The sequence below is a fragment of the Mycolicibacterium doricum genome, assembly GCF_010728155.1.
Classification (GTDB): Bacteria; Actinomycetota; Actinomycetes; order Mycobacteriales; family Mycobacteriaceae; genus Mycobacterium; species Mycobacterium doricum.
This window is the reverse complement of record NZ_AP022605.1, coordinates 2,917,682-2,932,027: the sequence shown is the minus strand read 5'-3', so window position 1 is coordinate 2,932,027 and position 14,346 is coordinate 2,917,682. Positions and strand designations below refer to the sequence as shown.

The 14,346-nt window shown below is 68.4% G+C and carries 16 protein-coding genes; 12 read left to right on the top strand and 4 right to left on the bottom strand.

The annotated features are described in order from the left end of the window. Positions 1-44 precede the first annotated feature (44 nt). Entirely contained in the window at positions 45-1,136 is a 1,092-nt protein-coding gene (ychF, locus tag G6N07_RS14230; RefSeq protein ID WP_085191798.1) for a redox-regulated ATPase YchF, read from the top strand. Positions 1,137-1,158: 22 nt separating this feature from the next. Here the strand turns inward: ychF and G6N07_RS14225 are convergent, their stop codons facing one another. Beyond that, complete coding sequence (locus G6N07_RS14225; protein WP_085191751.1) at positions 1,159-1,479, bottom strand: hypothetical protein; 321 nt, start codon at positions 1,477-1,479, stop codon at positions 1,159-1,161. Between the two features lie 303 nt (positions 1,480-1,782). Between G6N07_RS14225 and G6N07_RS14220 the strand changes: the two genes are divergently transcribed. Next, entirely contained in the window at positions 1,783-2,439 is a 657-nt protein-coding gene (locus G6N07_RS14220) for an enoyl-CoA hydratase/isomerase family protein (RefSeq protein WP_085191800.1), read from the top strand. A 130-nt stretch (positions 2,440-2,569) separates the two neighbouring features. Here G6N07_RS14220 and G6N07_RS14215 read toward each other — a convergent pair whose 3' ends face one another. Beyond that, positions 2,570-3,436 carry an alpha/beta fold hydrolase gene (locus tag G6N07_RS14215; RefSeq protein ID WP_372507573.1) on the bottom strand — a complete coding sequence of 289 codons (867 nt, stop codon included), beginning with the start codon at positions 3,434-3,436 and terminating at the stop codon, positions 2,570-2,572. A 109-nt stretch (positions 3,437-3,545) separates the two neighbouring features. Between G6N07_RS14215 and G6N07_RS14210 the strand changes: the two genes are divergently transcribed. From G6N07_RS14210 to G6N07_RS14195, 4 genes are all read left to right on the top strand, one after another. Beyond that, positions 3,546-3,761 (top strand): hypothetical protein, encoded by a 216-nt coding sequence (locus G6N07_RS14210; RefSeq protein ID WP_085191753.1) that lies wholly within the window; start codon positions 3,546-3,548, stop codon positions 3,759-3,761. A 22-nt stretch (positions 3,762-3,783) separates the two neighbouring features. Continuing rightward, positions 3,784-4,686, top strand: coding sequence for an alpha/beta fold hydrolase (locus G6N07_RS14205; protein ID WP_085191755.1), 903 nt, complete (start codon positions 3,784-3,786; stop codon positions 4,684-4,686). Between the two features lie 147 nt (positions 4,687-4,833). Beyond that, on the top strand, positions 4,834-6,099 hold the full coding sequence (locus G6N07_RS14200) for a WS/DGAT domain-containing protein (protein ID WP_085191757.1): 1,266 nt from the start codon (positions 4,834-4,836) through the stop codon (positions 6,097-6,099). A 48-nt stretch (positions 6,100-6,147) separates the two neighbouring features. Next, positions 6,148-6,669: a DoxX family protein gene (locus tag G6N07_RS14195; RefSeq protein WP_085191759.1), complete on the top strand. Its 522-nt coding sequence runs from the start codon at positions 6,148-6,150 to the stop codon at positions 6,667-6,669. A gap of 37 nt (positions 6,670-6,706) precedes the next feature. Here the strand turns inward: G6N07_RS14195 and G6N07_RS14190 are convergent, their stop codons facing one another. Continuing rightward, positions 6,707-7,492: a FadR/GntR family transcriptional regulator gene (locus G6N07_RS14190; protein WP_085191761.1), complete on the bottom strand. Its 786-nt coding sequence runs from the start codon at positions 7,490-7,492 to the stop codon at positions 6,707-6,709. Positions 7,493-7,670: 178 nt separating this feature from the next. On the opposite strand from G6N07_RS14190, the gene G6N07_RS14185 reads away from it, so the two are divergent. Genes G6N07_RS14185 through G6N07_RS14175 form a run of 3 tightly spaced genes read left to right on the top strand, consistent with a single transcriptional unit; the run spans position 7,671 to position 10,795 of the window. Continuing rightward, entirely contained in the window at positions 7,671-8,816 is a 1,146-nt protein-coding gene (locus tag G6N07_RS14185) for a thiolase family protein (protein WP_085191763.1), read from the top strand. Continuing rightward, positions 8,813-9,622: a crotonase/enoyl-CoA hydratase family protein gene (locus tag G6N07_RS14180; protein ID WP_085191765.1), complete on the top strand. Its 810-nt coding sequence runs from the start codon at positions 8,813-8,815 to the stop codon at positions 9,620-9,622. The genes G6N07_RS14185 and G6N07_RS14180 overlap by 4 nt, the downstream gene beginning before the upstream one ends. 30 nt (positions 9,623-9,652) lie before the next feature. After that, positions 9,653-10,795, top strand: coding sequence for an acyl-CoA dehydrogenase family protein (locus tag G6N07_RS14175; RefSeq protein WP_085191767.1), 1,143 nt, complete (start codon positions 9,653-9,655; stop codon positions 10,793-10,795). A gap of 32 nt (positions 10,796-10,827) precedes the next feature. On the opposite strand, the gene G6N07_RS14170 is transcribed toward G6N07_RS14175, so the two are convergent. Further along, a complete protein-coding gene (locus tag G6N07_RS14170) occupies positions 10,828-11,634 on the bottom strand; it encodes a fasciclin domain-containing protein (protein ID WP_085191769.1) in 807 nt (268 codons plus the stop codon). A 208-nt stretch (positions 11,635-11,842) separates the two neighbouring features. Between G6N07_RS14170 and G6N07_RS14165 the strand changes: the two genes are divergently transcribed. The 3 genes from G6N07_RS14165 to G6N07_RS14155 all read left to right on the top strand — a co-directional run bounded on the left by G6N07_RS14165 (position 11,843) and on the right by G6N07_RS14155 (position 14,330). Then, positions 11,843-12,361: a gamma carbonic anhydrase family protein gene (locus G6N07_RS14165; RefSeq protein ID WP_085191771.1), complete on the top strand. Its 519-nt coding sequence runs from the start codon at positions 11,843-11,845 to the stop codon at positions 12,359-12,361. Positions 12,362-12,423: 62 nt separating this feature from the next. Beyond that, the gene (locus G6N07_RS14160) at positions 12,424-13,572 is read left to right on the top strand and encodes an NAD(P)H-binding protein (protein WP_085191804.1); all 1,149 of its coding nucleotides are present in this window, start codon (positions 12,424-12,426) and stop codon (positions 13,570-13,572) included. Further along, complete coding sequence (locus G6N07_RS14155; protein ID WP_085191772.1) at positions 13,569-14,330, top strand: CPBP family intramembrane glutamic endopeptidase; 762 nt, start codon at positions 13,569-13,571, stop codon at positions 14,328-14,330. Before G6N07_RS14160 ends, G6N07_RS14155 begins: the two co-directional genes overlap by 4 nt. The last annotated feature ends 16 nt before the right edge of the window (positions 14,331-14,346 follow it).

Below are 14,346 nucleotides of genomic sequence, written 5' to 3'. Positions count from 1 at the left end.
CGCGCGCGGGCGTGCCCCGCGCGCTCTGGCAGACTGTGGTCCCTGTGGGGCTCAACCTGGGAATCGTCGGACTGCCGAATGTCGGTAAGTCGACTCTGTTCAACGCGCTGACGCGCAACGACGTGCTCGCGGCGAACTACCCGTTCGCGACGATCGAGCCCAACGAGGGTGTGGTTGCGCTGCCGGATCCCCGGCTCGACGTGCTGGCGAAGATCTTCCATTCCGACAAGATTGTGCCTGCGCCGGTGACGTTCGTCGACATCGCCGGCATCGTGAAGGGCGCTTCCGAGGGCGCCGGGCTGGGTAACAAGTTCCTGGCCAACATCCGCGAATGTGACGCTGTCTGTCAGGTGGTGCGCGTGTTCGCCGACGACGACGTCGTCCACGTCGACGGCAAGGTGGATCCCGAATCCGACATCGAGATCGTCGAGACGGAGCTGATCCTCGCCGACATGCAGACGCTGGAGAAGGCCGTGCCGCGGCTCGAGAAGGAAGTCCGCACGCACAAGGACCGCAAGCCGGTACTCGATGCGGCGGTCACGGCGCAGGAGGTGCTGAATTCGGGTACGACGCTGTTCGGGGCCGGAACGGACGTCAGCCTGCTGCGCGAGCTCAACTTGATGACGACCAAACCGTTCCTGTACGTGTTCAACGCCGATGAGACGGTGCTGACCGACGAGGCCCGCAAGGCCGAACTGCGCGAGCTGGTGGCCCCGGCGGACTGCGTGTTCCTCGACGCGAAGATCGAGGCAGAACTGCAGGAACTCGACGACGAGTCGGCGGCGGAGCTGCTCGAGTCGATCGGCCAGACCGAACGCGGACTCGATGCGCTGGCGCGCGCCGGGTTTAACACCTTGAAGCTGCAGACCTTCCTGACGGCCGGGCCCAAGGAGTCACGGGCGTGGACGATCCACCAGGGCGACACCGCGCCGAAGGCCGCCGGAGTGATCCACTCCGACTTCGAGAAGGGGTTCATCAAGGCGGAGATCGTGTCCTTCGACGATCTGGTGGAAGCCGGCGCGATGGCGGCTGCCAAGGCGGCGGGCAAAGTCCGCATGGAGGGCAAGGACTACGTGATGGCCGACGGTGACGTGGTGGAGTTCAGGTTCGGACAAGCGTCTAAGACCAAGCAGTAGGCGTCGGAATCGGGCGGAAAGATCACACTCCGGCGAGCGCCATCGCCCGCCCGTTGGTGATGGCCGGGACGACCACGTCGCGCAGGTAAGTGCACTTCGGTGACGACCAGTTGCCGCGCGACGGATGTCGCAGGGACACCCAGACGAATCCGTTGCCGTTCAGATTGCAGGCCTTCACATTTACCGCTACCGACCGGTTGGCCCCGAGGGCCGCGGCGACGGGCTCGCCGGCTCGCCGATCAGCGAGTGCGCCATCACGCGACGGGTCCACAGGAGGTGGCGGGGGAGATACCGCGATCAGCGCGCCCTGCGGGGACATCACCACGTCGTTGCGGTTGGACACCGGCTATGGGTGAGGTGGTGCATCATCGTGACCATGCCGTCCATACCCGCCCCCGCGGGGACATCCGTGCGCAAGGTCGCCGAGTTCTCCGGATCGAGGCGCCCGCGGTGGCAGGCGAGTTATCCGCGCCGCCCGAGGGATCCGACACCTTGCGCCACTTTCGGCCGCTCGACAGCCGGCGCGTCCCGGTGTCAGCCGACGACAGCGACGCCGACATTGCGCGGCCTGTCGGTCGCCGTGCGCGGTACCGACGAACCCGCCGGCCGAGACCTCAACTCGCACCACCGTCGAAAGGACCCATTCATGGCGCCCACGCTCGAATACCGCGACCAGATCGCCGTGCTGACGCTCGGAGACGACGAGAACCGGCTCTCTCCGGGCTGGCTCGACGCCGTCAACGAGAAACTGGATGACATCGAGGAAGATGCTCACGGCCTCGTCACCACCGGGCTGGGGAAGTTCTACTCCAACGGTCTGGACCTCGACTGGCTGACGGCGAACGGTGAACGAACTCAGTGGTACGTCGGTCGAGTGCAGGAACTGTTCAGCCGCATCCTGACGTTTCCGCGGCCCACCGTCGCCGCCGTGAACGGCCATGCCTTCGGGGCGGGCTCCATGCTGGCGATCGCGCACGACTACCGCGTCATGCGCGTCGACCGAGGCTATTTCTGCTTTCCGGAGGTCGACATCAACATCCCATTTACTGTCGGCATGGCCGCAATGATCCAGGCCAAGCTCTTGCCGCAGACCGCCGTCACCGCGATGACCACCGGACACCGCTACGGCGGTCCGGAAGCAGTCAGCGCCGCGCTGGTCGACGAGACCGCCCCCGAACCGGAAATCGTCACTGCGGCAGCCGCTCGGCTCCAACCCATCATCGGCAAGGACCCGGGCACGTTGAGCAAGATCAAGTCGACGATGTACGCCAGTGTCACCGCAGCACTGCGCACAGAACAGTAGCCGACTCCTGCTCGGTCAGGCCGTATCCGAAGACGACCACACCCAGCTCACCGGGCCGTTGCGGCGCACCAGGAAGTTCTTGTCCTGCCGGACTGCCCAGGCAAGAGTGGGTCGCCGCGACGCCTGGCGGTCACCGGCTGACGAAACCGACGACAGCGTCGGTGAACGCGTCATTGTCGTCACCGGCAGCGGTGTGCCCGGCTCCGGACAGCTCGACGAGCTCCGCATCGGGCACCAGGCGCAGGAACTCCTCCACCCCTTCGGAACTGACCACGTCGGAGAGCTTGCCACGGATGAGCAGAATCGGAATGGTCAGCTCCACCGCGGCCTGCTCGAGCTTCTCGACCCGGATGAGCGGGTCGTCGCCGGGTTTGGTCAGGAATGCCGGATCCCAGTGCCAGTACCACCGCCCGTCGCGCTGGCGCAGATTCTTCTTGAGCCCCTCCGGGCTCTTCGGTTTGGGCCGGTGCGGCAGGTAGGACGCCACCGCCTCGGCGGCCTCGTCCAGGGTGTCGAACCCGTGGACGTGGTTGAACATGAACTCGCGGATGCGCGCGCTGCCGTCCTTCTCGTAGCGGGGCACGACGTCGACGAGCACCAATTGCGTGACCCGCTGCGGGCCCGCCGCGCGGGCGACGAGGATGCCGGTCAGCCCGCCCATGCTGGCCCCGATAAGCGCCACCGGCCTGCCGATCTGGTCGAGCACCTCCAGGGTGTCTGCGCACAGCGTCTCCACCGAGTAGTTGGCCTGCGGTGAGCGGTCGCTGTCGCCGTGGCCCCGGCTGTCGAGCGCGACCACGTGCAGGCCGGCGTCGGCCAGCACCTGCCCGGTGTTCTTCCACGAGAATCGGTTCTGGCCGCCGCCGTGCAACATCAGCACGGTGGGCCTGGCGGCGGCCGACTCGGCGCCGCGGTTCCATTCGTCGCCCACCAGGGTGAGCCCTTCTGCACCCCGGAATGACACGGTCTTTGCGGTACTCACGGACACCGGCGTCACGTTACCCGCTCCGATCGGTCCGATCGCGATTGGTTCACGCACCGCCAGGCATGTCGCCGCCTGTGGCCTGCGGCCGCCACGTAACGTTTGGCGGAAGGTCGGGACGAGGATGCCGGGTGCGGCAGAGGAGCAGATGTGGCAGACCATGCCCCCGCAGCCGACGGAGAACCGGGCGCGCGAGGCCAAGGAACAGCGGATCGCGGCCGTGGTCGACGTCCCCGCGGCCGCATCGGTCAGCGCGGAGGCCGATCATGCGGTGGTGCTGCTGCTGACACCGCCTCCAGCGTCCGGGTCACCCTTGACACGGTCGGCGACCAGTGGCTGATCTCCGAATTGCAGCCGATCCGATGACGCCGCGCTGGTTGGACGTGGCCACCCCTGCAGGGCAACTGCGGGCATTGGTCTGGGGCCCAGCGGAGGGCCCGATCGCGTTGTGCCTGCACGGCTTCCCCGACACCGCGTACGGATGGCGCAAGCTAGCCCCCGTGCTGGCCGACGCCGGCTGGCGGGTGGTGGCGCCGTTCATGCGCGGATACGTGCCGTCGTCGGTTCCGTCCGACCGCAGCTACCACGTGGGGGCGTTGATGGACGATGCCCTCCGCGTACACGCGGCGGCGGGGCCGACGGACCGCGACGTCGTCATCGGACACGACTGGGGCGCCGTCGCCGGTACCGGCCTGGCGGCGATGCCCCACAGCCCCTTCCGGCGGGCCGTCATCATGTCGGTGCCACCGGCCGCCGCGTTCCGCCCCCTCGGCCGTGTCCCGGACGGGTTGCGGCTGGCCGCCCAGCTGCCCCGGCAGACGCTGCGCAGCTGGTACATCATGTACTTCCAGCTGCCATGGCTGCCGGACCGGTCCGCGTCATGGGTGGTGCCCCGGCTGTGGCGACAGTGGTCGCCCGGCTACCACGCCGCCGAGGATCTGCGGCATGTCGATGCCGCCATCGGTGCGCGCCGGCGTTGGCGGGCCGCGCTGGGCTACTACCGCGCAACCGTCCGCAATTCGCGGCCGCCCGCACAGTATGCCGAGCTACATCGGTACTGGCTGTCAGCGCCGGCTCTGCCGACGCTGTACCTGCATGGGCGCGACGACGGTTGTGCCGGACCAGAGTTCACGCCCTGGGTGGAGCGGGCGCTGCCCGAGGGGAGCGCGGTCGCGGTGGTCGACAACGCCGGGCACTTCCTGGCGCTCGAAGAACCCGACGTGGTCGGTCACCACATCCTGGACTTCATCGGGGCCGCCCGCTGAGGAGCGCGCTTCATGCCGGCCTGGGTGCGGCCAAGATCGGCACGACCAACCGCCGCGGCCACCTGAATGGCGGCAGCATGATCCGGTGACAAGCGCCACCCCGGCGGTGCTGCCGCAAGCATGCGGCACAGCTTAACCTCGGGCGCTATGACGGCACGCCGGCTCGCGGCGGTCGACGCCCAGAACCTGTGGATGTCGGCCAAGATCCCGAACGACCAGTTCCTGGTCTACGGCTTCGCCGGGGTTCCGGACGACCTGCCCGGCACGCTGGCGGCAGTTCTGGACCGGGCCCGGGTCTGCGGGGATTTGCGGCTGCGGGCGTGCGACCGTGGGTGGCTGCGGTATCCGCAGTGGGTCGACGGCGGTGTCGAGGAAAGCCAGGTGTGCACGCACGCGGTCGGCGACTGGGCGAGGTGCCTCGCGGCGATCACCTCGCTCACCGCTCACCAGCTCGACGCGGGGAAGTCGACCTGGCGGCTGCACGTGTTCGCCCCCGTGCGCGGAGTGCCCGGAGTCGAGGGTCCTGGTGTGGTGGCGGTGGTGCAGATGTCGCACGCGCTTGCCGACGGCGTCCGCTCCGCGGCGCTGGCGGCGTGGTTGTTCGGCAAGTGCACACCGATGACCGCCGCACCGGCGATCCCGGGTTGGGAAACCGCGACACTCCCGGTGCGCGCGGTGCGCGCGGCTCGCGCCCACCGGCAGCTGATGCGCGATGTGGAAGCCGGAGCCGTCGCGGCGCAGGCTGATCGGCGTCCGGCCCTGCGAAGCAACAGCCACCCGAACGGCGCCCGAAGTCTGCGCACCGTGATCCGGCACCGCACCGAACTGCCGGACGGCACCGTCACCGTCGCGGTGCTGGCCGCCGTCTCGCGCGCCATGGCCGACCATCTGCGCGGTCTCGGCGACGACCCGGCCACGCTCGGCGCCGAAGTGCCGATGGCGAGCCAGGGGCCGCGCCGGGCGCACAACCACTTCGGCAACGTCGGCATCGGGCTGCACCCCGAGCTGCCGTACGCCGAGCGCAGCACCCGTATCGCCGGGGAGTTGGCCCAGCGCCGACAGCGGGCCGCCCACCCCGCCATGTCGGCCGCCGGCCTGGCGTCGGCCGCGGTCCCGGCGCCGTTGATGCGGTGGGGTGTCGCGGCATTCGACCCGACGGTGCGCTCACCGACGGTGATCGGGAACACGGTGGTGTCGAGCGTCCGCCGAGGCGCGGCCGACCTACGCTTCGGTGGTGCACCGGTGGTGCTGACGACCGGCTGCCCGTCGTTGTCGCCGATGATGGGCCTGACCCACGGCATCCACGGCATCGGTGACACCGTCGCGGTCAGTGTGCACGCGGCCGAGTCGGCCGTCGGAGATGTCGACGCCTACGTCGACCGGTTGGCCGATGCGCTGGACCGGCATGCTTAGCCGGCGTGGGGTGGTCGCCGGCTTACAGATGGCCTAGATTCTGTTTGCATGACTGCCCTCGACGTCGGCGTTCTGATCCTGCGCGTGGTGCTGGGCCTGACCATGGCCGCGCACGGCTACAACAAGTTCTTCGGCGGCGGCCGGATCCCCGGCACCGCCAGCTGGTTCGACAGCATCGGCATGAAACCGGGCATGTTCCACGCCAGGGTCGCGGCGACCACGGAGATGGCCGCGGGCATCGGCCTGGCGGTCGGCCTGCTCACCCCGGTGCCCGCTGCTGGTTTCGTCGCGCTGATGCTGGTCGCCGCATGGACCGTGCACCGGGCCAACGGCTTCTTCGTCGTCAATCAGGGGTGGGAGTACAACCTCGTCCTCGCCGCGGGGGCCGTCGCCATCCCCGCCATCGGGCCGGGCAGGCTCAGCCTGGACTACGCGCTCTTCCACGGCACCGCGATGTGGGACGTGGTGCAGGGCTGGTGGGGTCTGGTGATCGCGCTGGCCCTCGGCCTCGGTGGCGGCATCGGGCAGCTGGTCATCTTCTACCGCCCACCGGCCAAGACCGGCGCCTGAGTTCGGCGGGAAGGGGCGCGAGCGGTACGCAAAAGGCTCAGCCCATCACGTCGCGGACCTTGACCGTCTCCAGGCCCTGAAGCAGCAATGCGCGCGCGGTGTCGAGGTGTTTACGCCAGTGCGCCTCGGCTGCCGCGCCGTCGCCGGATCGCATCAGCTGCACCAGCCTGCGGTAGGAGCGCATCAGCTTCTCGTAGTCGGCCTTCGACGGCGGGTTGCTCTCCTTCATCGCGAACGCCGTGTGGCGCACGGTGATCTCGTGCAGCATGCCAGCCATGATGGTCAGCGTGGCGTTGCCCGACAGCTCGACCATGCGGCGGTGGAAGTCGCCGGTCGTCTCGGCGAGCCGGCCGGACTGCCAGCTGTGGGCGACGTGCTCGTCGAGGGTCTGCTCGAGCTCGTCGAAGGCCGCGGCGTTGCCCGATTCGGTGAGCAGGCGCACAGCCATGGGTTCGATGCCGGAGCGGGCGGTCATCACGTCGGCGATCGTGGCGCCGGACAACTCCAGCAGCAGGCCCGCCGGACGCGCGACGATCTCCGGGCCGGGGACCCGGACTCGGGCGCCGGTGCGCGAACCGCGGCGGACCTCGACGAGGCGCTCGGATTCGAGCACCCGCACCGCCTCGCGCAGCGTCGGTCTGCTGACGCCGAAGTGGGCCATCAACTCCGCTTCGTTGGGCAGGAAGTCGCCCTCGTTGAGCTTGCCGTCGACGACCATGCGGCGAAGGGTCCCGGCGACCAGCTCGGCTGTCTTGGGGGAGCGAACAGCGGTCGTCGAAGGGCCCGCCCCGATCATGGGGGCCAGCGGTGTCGTTCGAGCCACCTGATCTCCCGGGTCCTGCGCAATGCCGGCCGGCGGCCAGCTATACAACTCAGTAAACCATCTGACCGGGCGTCGAGCCGCGGCCTGACGCCACCAACCAGTAGGTTGACCTAGTAAACCTGGTCATCTACCGTCGGTTCCAAGCGTGTGGAGTATCCGACTTCGAAGGAGAAGTGTCATGGCTGAAGCCGTCATCGTCGAGGCAGTGCGGTCGCCCGTCGGCAAGCGCAACGGTGGGCTGTCGGGGGTGCATCCGGCCGAACTGTCCGCCCAGGTGCTCAACGGGCTGGTGCAGCGCGCGGGTGTCGACCCGGCGCTCGTGGACGACGTGATCTGGGGCTGCGTCATGCAGGCCGGCGAGCAGGCTGTCGACATCGGCCGCACCGCTGTGCTGACCGCCGGCTGGCCCGACAGCGTGCCGGGCGTGACTGTCGACCGGCAGTGCGGATCCAGCCAGCAGTCGGTGCACTTCGCCGCCGCCGGTGTGGTGGCCGGGCACTACGACGTGGTCGTCGCCGGCGGTGTCGAGTCGATGTCGCGGACCCCGATGGGCGCGTCGCTGGCCAACGGCGGCAACCCCTTCCCGCAGGGCTTCAAGGACCGCTACCAGCAGACCCCGAACCAGGGTGTCGGCGCCGAGATGATCGCCGAGCAGTGGGGCTTCAGCCGCACCGATCTCGACCAGTTCTCCCTGAACTCACACGAGAAGGCCGCCGCCGCGCAGGATGCCGGCGCGTTCGACGATCAAATCGTGGCGATCAAGGACTCCGAAGGAAATGCCGTTCTCAAGGATGAGGGCATCCGTCGCGGCACCACGCTGGAGAAGATGGGTCAGCTCAAGCCGGCTTTCAAGGAGGACGGCGTGATCCACGCGGGGAACTCCTCGCAGATCTCCGACGGCTCGGCGGCGCTGCTGTTCATGTCCGCCGAGAAAGCCAAGGAACTCGGTCTCAAGCCGCTGGCGAAGGTGCACACCGCGGTGCTCGCCGCTGCCGACCCGGTCATCATGCTCACCGCGCCGATCCCGGCGACCCAGAAGGCGCTCAAGCGGTCCGGACTCACCATCGACCAGATCGGCGCGTTCGAGGTGAACGAGGCGTTCGCTCCGGTTCCCATGTCGTGGCTCAAGGACATCGGCGCCGACGAGAAGAAGCTCAACCCCAATGGCGGCGCGATCGCGCTCGGCCACCCGCTCGGCGGTTCGGGTGCGCGCATCATGACCACGTTGCTCTACCACATGCGCGACAACGGCATTCAGTACGGCCTGCAGACCATGTGTGAGGGCGGCGGCCAGGCCAACGCCACCATCCTCGAGCTGCTGTGACCGAAACGTCCACCGCGCCGGGCGCTCTCGTCGAGCGCCGGGGCAACGTCATGGTCGTGACGATCAACCGGCCCGAGGCCCGCAACGCCGTCAATTCCGCCGTCTCCATCGCCCTGGGTGACGCGCTCGAGGAGGCGCAGCAGGACCCCGATGTCTGGGTGGTCGTGGTCACCGGGGCAGGAGACAAATCGTTCTGCGCCGGAGCCGATCTCAAGGCGCTGTCCCGCGGTGAGAACCTCGGTCACCCCGACCACCCCAAGTGGGGCTTCGCCGGGTACGTCCGTCACTTCATCGACAAGCCGACGATCGCGGCGGTCAACGGCACCGCGCTGGGAGGCGGTACCGAACTCGTGCTGGCAAGCGATCTCGTCGTCGCCGGTGAGAGTGCCATATTCGGTCTGCCGGAAGTGAAGCGAGGGCTGATCGCCGCTGCCGGCGGGGTCTTCCGCCTCGTCGACCAGATCCCACGCAAGGTCGCCTTGCAGATGATGTTCACCGGAGAGCCCATCACCTCCGGTGAGGCACTGCGGCTTGGCTTGGTCAACGAGGTCGTGCCCGACGGCGAAGAAGGCGCAGTGCTCGACGCCGCGCTGGCACTCGCCGAGCGGATCACCGTCAACGCGCCGCTGGCGGTTCAGGCCAGCAAGCGCGTGGCGATGGGCGCCGACGACGGCGTCGTGGCGGCCGACGAACCGGGTTGGTCACGCACCATGCGGGAAGTGGCAACGGTCTTCGCCACCGAAGATGCCAAGGAAGGACCGCTCGCGTTCGCGCAGAAGCGCCAGCCCGTCTGGAAAGCCAAGTAAGCGAATACATGGGGACATGAGGACTCAGCGATGAAGCGAACGATCTACGACGCCGAACACGAGGCGTTCCGCGAGACGGTCAAGGAATACATCGAGCGTGAGCTCGTCCCCAACCACGACAGGTGGGAGAACGAACGCATCGTCGACCGCTCGGCGTACTCCGCGGCAGGCAAGTACGGGCTGGTCGGGTTCAACATGCCCGAGGAGTACGGCGGCGGCGGTTCGGACGACTTCCGGTTCAACGCCGTCATCGACGAGGAGATCGCGAAGGCCGGTGTGCACGGCCCCGCGCTGAGCCTGCACAACGACGTGGTCGGGCCCTACTTCAAGAACCTCACCAACGACGAGCAGAAGCAGCGTTGGCTGCCCGGCATCGCCAGCGGCGAGACGATCATCGCGGTTGCCATGACCGAACCGGGCGCGGGCAGCGACCTGGCCGGCATCCGCACCTCGGCGGTGCGTGACGGCGACGACTGGATCCTCAACGGCTCCAAGACCTTCATCTCATCGGGCATCAACTGCGACCTGTGCGTCGTCGTGGCCCGGACCGACCCGGAAGCCGGGCACAAGGGCTTCTCGCTGTTCGTGGTCGAGCGCGACATGGAGGGTTTCAACCGAGGTCGCAAGCTCGACAAGATGGGTCTGCACAGCCAGGACACCTCGGAGCTGCACTTCGAGAACGTGCGGGTGCCGGGCGCCAATCTCCTCGGTAAGGAGGGTCGCGGTTTCTACCACCTGATGACCAACCTGCCGTCGGAGCGGCTGTCGATCGCCATCTCGGCGATCGCCGGGGCCCGTGCGGTGTTCCAGGAGACGCTGCAGTACGCCAAAGACCGCAAGGCGTTCGGCCAGCCGATCGGCAGTTTTCAGCACAACCGCTTCCTGCTCGCCGAGATGGAGACAGAGCTTGAAGTCACCGAGAACTACGTCGACCGCTGCCTGCAGGGCGTCGTCGACGGGGAGCTGACCGCGGTCGAGGCGGCCAAGGCGAAATGGTGGGCCACCGAGGTCGCCAAGAAGGTCGTCGACCAGTGCGTGCAGCTACACGGTGGTTACGGCTACATGCTCGAGTACCGTGTCGCGCGCGCCTACGTCGACGGACGCATCCAGACCATCTTCGGTGGCACCACCGAGATCATGAAGGAGATCATCGGCCGCGACTTGGGGGTCTAGCCCGATCTGGCCCCGCTTGCCCGGGAAGGAACTCAGCCGATCGGGGCATCCGCGGCCGGGATGTCGGCCGCAGCGGCAGGGGTCTCGGCCGGCAGTGGAGCGGGTTCGGTGGCCGGGGCTGTCGAGGTGGCCGGGGTGCTCGAGGTGGCCGGGGTGCTCGAGGTCGTCGGAGTGGTAGAGGTCGTCGGAGTGGTAGAGGTGGAGGTCGAGGTCGACGAGGTGCCCGACGGCGTGACCGCATCGGGCGCCGCCGCCGGATCGAGCACCGTGTCGATCAGGTAGATGCGGGCGTTGGCGGCCGGGATGCCGCCGCAGATCACCTTGGCGGTGTCGTTGACCTTGATGTCGCCGTTGGTGCCCACGATTTTGATCTCGGCGCCCTGCTGGGTGGCGCGCTGCCCCTTCACGTCGCCGGGACCGAGCAGTCCGAGGAACACGTGGTAGTAGTCCAGGTCGGTCAACGCGGCCGGGTCGCTCTTGAGCGCCTCCAGCTGCTCCGGCGGAAGCTTCGCGAACGCCTCGTCCGTCGGGGCGAACACGACGTAGGGGCCGTTGTCCAGCACCGGGGCGACGTTCACCGCGGGATTGAGCCCGCCGGAGATCGCGGCGCTGAAGGTGCTGATGTCGGGGATCTGGGTCAGCACCTGGCTGACCGGCTGGTCGATGAAGCTCTTCCAGGTCGGCACCGCGGCCCGGAAGGGATCGCAGTCGCCCTCGAGGTTGGGCAGTGGGGTCTCCACGGTCGCCGGTTCGGCGTGGGCGGTGATCGACAGGGGCAGTGACACCGCGATGGCGGCGGCGCCCACAGCGGCGCCCAGTGTCCTGGTACGGGTCTTCACGATCGGCTCCTCAGCTCGTCAGGACGCCTGCCGATGGGGCGGCGCCGGGCCGGCTACCTATGCGGCGCCGTCTCGGATCGTAAGGGCACGAAATGGTCACGGCCAACTCGTCGCCGTCCCCGAAGCCGCGTGAAAGGGCCTGACCTGGGGCGATGCGGTTTGTAACGTTGGTTGTCTCACAGTCTCTGGAGCCGCTTACGATGACGCCATGCCGCAACCGCTGATTCTCGCCCTGGGCGAGTACGCACCCGAACTCCACGACACGGCGTGGGTGGCGCCGAACGCCGCCGTGATCGGCCGGGTGACACTGTCAGACAAGGCCAGTGTCTGGTACGGCGCCACCCTGCGCGCCGAGATCGAGCCCATCGGGATCGGCACCGGCAGCAATATCCAGGACGGGGTGACCATCCACGTCGACCCCGGGTTCCCCGCCGCCATCGGAGCCAACGTCAGTGTCGGGCACAACGCCGTGCTGCACGGGTGCACGGTCGAGGACGGCTGCCTGATCGGGATGGGCGCGGTCGTCCTCAACGGAGCCCGGATCGGTCGCGGTTCGCTGGTCGCCGCGGGAGCGGTGGTCGCCCAGGGTGTCCAGGTTCCGCCCGGATCGCTGGTCGCCGGGGTTCCGGGCAAGGTCCGCCGCGAACTGACTGAGCAGGAGATCGACGGCAACCGGACCAACGCGCTGCTCTACCAGCATCTCGTGGATATGCACCGCCAGCAGTGAGTGTGGCGTAGCAAACGGCTTTCCGACGGTTCCCAGTGGGCGGGCCAGGGTACCTGGCTATGGTGAAAAACGTGCGAGTCCTGGTCACCGGCGCCACCGGATATGTCGGGTCGCGCCTGACAAGCGCGCTGGTGGACGTGGGTGCCGACGTGGTGGTGGCCAGCCGGAACCCTGACCGGCTGCGCTCCTTCGGTTGGTACGAGGATGTGACGTGCCTGGCGCTCGACGCCGAGCAACCGCAGACGGTGAAGCAGGCGCTCGCCGACGCCGGGTCCGTCGAAGTCATCTACTACCTGGTGCACGCGATCGGCCAACCGGGCTTCCGCGACACCGACAACCGGGCCGCCGCCAACGTCGCCGAAGCCGCTCGAGAGGCCGGCGTCAAAAGGATCGTCTACCTCGGCGGTTTCGTTCCCACCGACGAGACCCTGTCCGAGCATCTGGCCGGCCGCGCCGAGGTCGCCGAGGCGCTCACCGTCCCGTTAGGACCCGAGGTGGTGTGGTTGGGGGCGGCGATCATCATCGGTGCGGGCTCGACCTCGTTCGAGATGGTGCGGTATGTCGCCGACCGCTTCCTGGTGCTCCCGATGCCGAAGTGGGCGGCCAACCCGATCGACCCCATCTCCATCCGCGACGTGCTGCACTATCTGGTGGCCGCGGCCGACATCGAGAACGTCCCCGCCGGCGCGTACGACATCCACGGCCCCGAGACCACCACCTACGGCGAACTGCTGCAGTCCTACGCCCGGCTGGCCGGCAGGAAGCGCGCCCCACTGCCGGTGCGCGGTATCGACACCTCGGTGGTCTCGCGCCTGAGCGGCCTGGTGCTGCCGGTGCCCGGCGGGCTGGCGGGTGACCTGATCGAAAGCCTCGACCACCCGATGACCGCCTCCAAGGAGGGACTGCGCGACATCGTGGAAGACCCGGTCGGCGGGTTGACCGGAATCGACGAGGCGATCCGGCGTTCCCTGTCCCCGCAATGGCCACGACCGGTCAACACGCTGGTCGACGTGCACCACCTCGCCGACACCGATCCACAGTGGGCCGGCGGGGACAACCAGCGCATCACTCAGCTGGTCCGCAGCGTCACCCCGCCCATCGCGCGGCCGGCGCTCGGACTTCTCGGCCTGGTACCCGGACCGGTGGCGGGCGCGATGCGCACCGGTCTGGACACCTTCGTCAACCTGATACCGAAAGGGCATTCGGCATGACCGAAACCGGCCGATCGTCACCGACGCCCGCGCCGTGCGACGAACGGACCGGTTTGTTCCATGCGGCACGCGATGTCGTCATGAGCGTCGCCTCCCCGGCCGGCGAGTGGCCCGCGGTGATCCGCCGCCGCAGGATCGTCGTCGCGGTGTTCGTCGTGGTCGGTTTCGGCCTGCTCGGCTACTCCTTGTCGATCCCACCGGGCGACCCGGACTTCTACTGGTTCACCGCGGCACTGGCCGTCTGGTGGACCGCGGGTGCCTTCCTGTCCGGGCCGCTCCACTTGGGGCGCATCTGTTTTCGTGGACGCAATCAGCGGCCAGTGATCACCGGCACCGCCGTCGGGCTGGTCCTCGGAGGCGCGTTCCTGGTCGCCGGTCTGGTGGCCCGGGAGATCCCACTGATGCGGGAGTACGCCGTGCGCGTGCTCGAACACGCCAACGTGGGGGCGCTGTGGCTGGTCGTGATCATCACGGTGGTCAACGGTCTGGCCGAGGAACTGTTCTTCCGGGGCGCCCTGTACACCTCGCTCGGCAACCGTTGGAACGGATGGTGGGCGGTGCTCTGGTCGACGGCGGTGTACGTCGTGGTGACGGGTGTGAGCACTCAGAACTTCATGCTGGCCATCGCGGCGATCGTGCTGGGCACGGTATGCGCCTTCGAACGCCGCGCGACCGGGGGAGTGCTCGCACCCATGCTCACCCACTTCTTCTGGGGCCTGGTCATGGTGCTCGCACTGCCCGCGATCTTCGGGGTCTGACCCGTCAGCGGAAAGG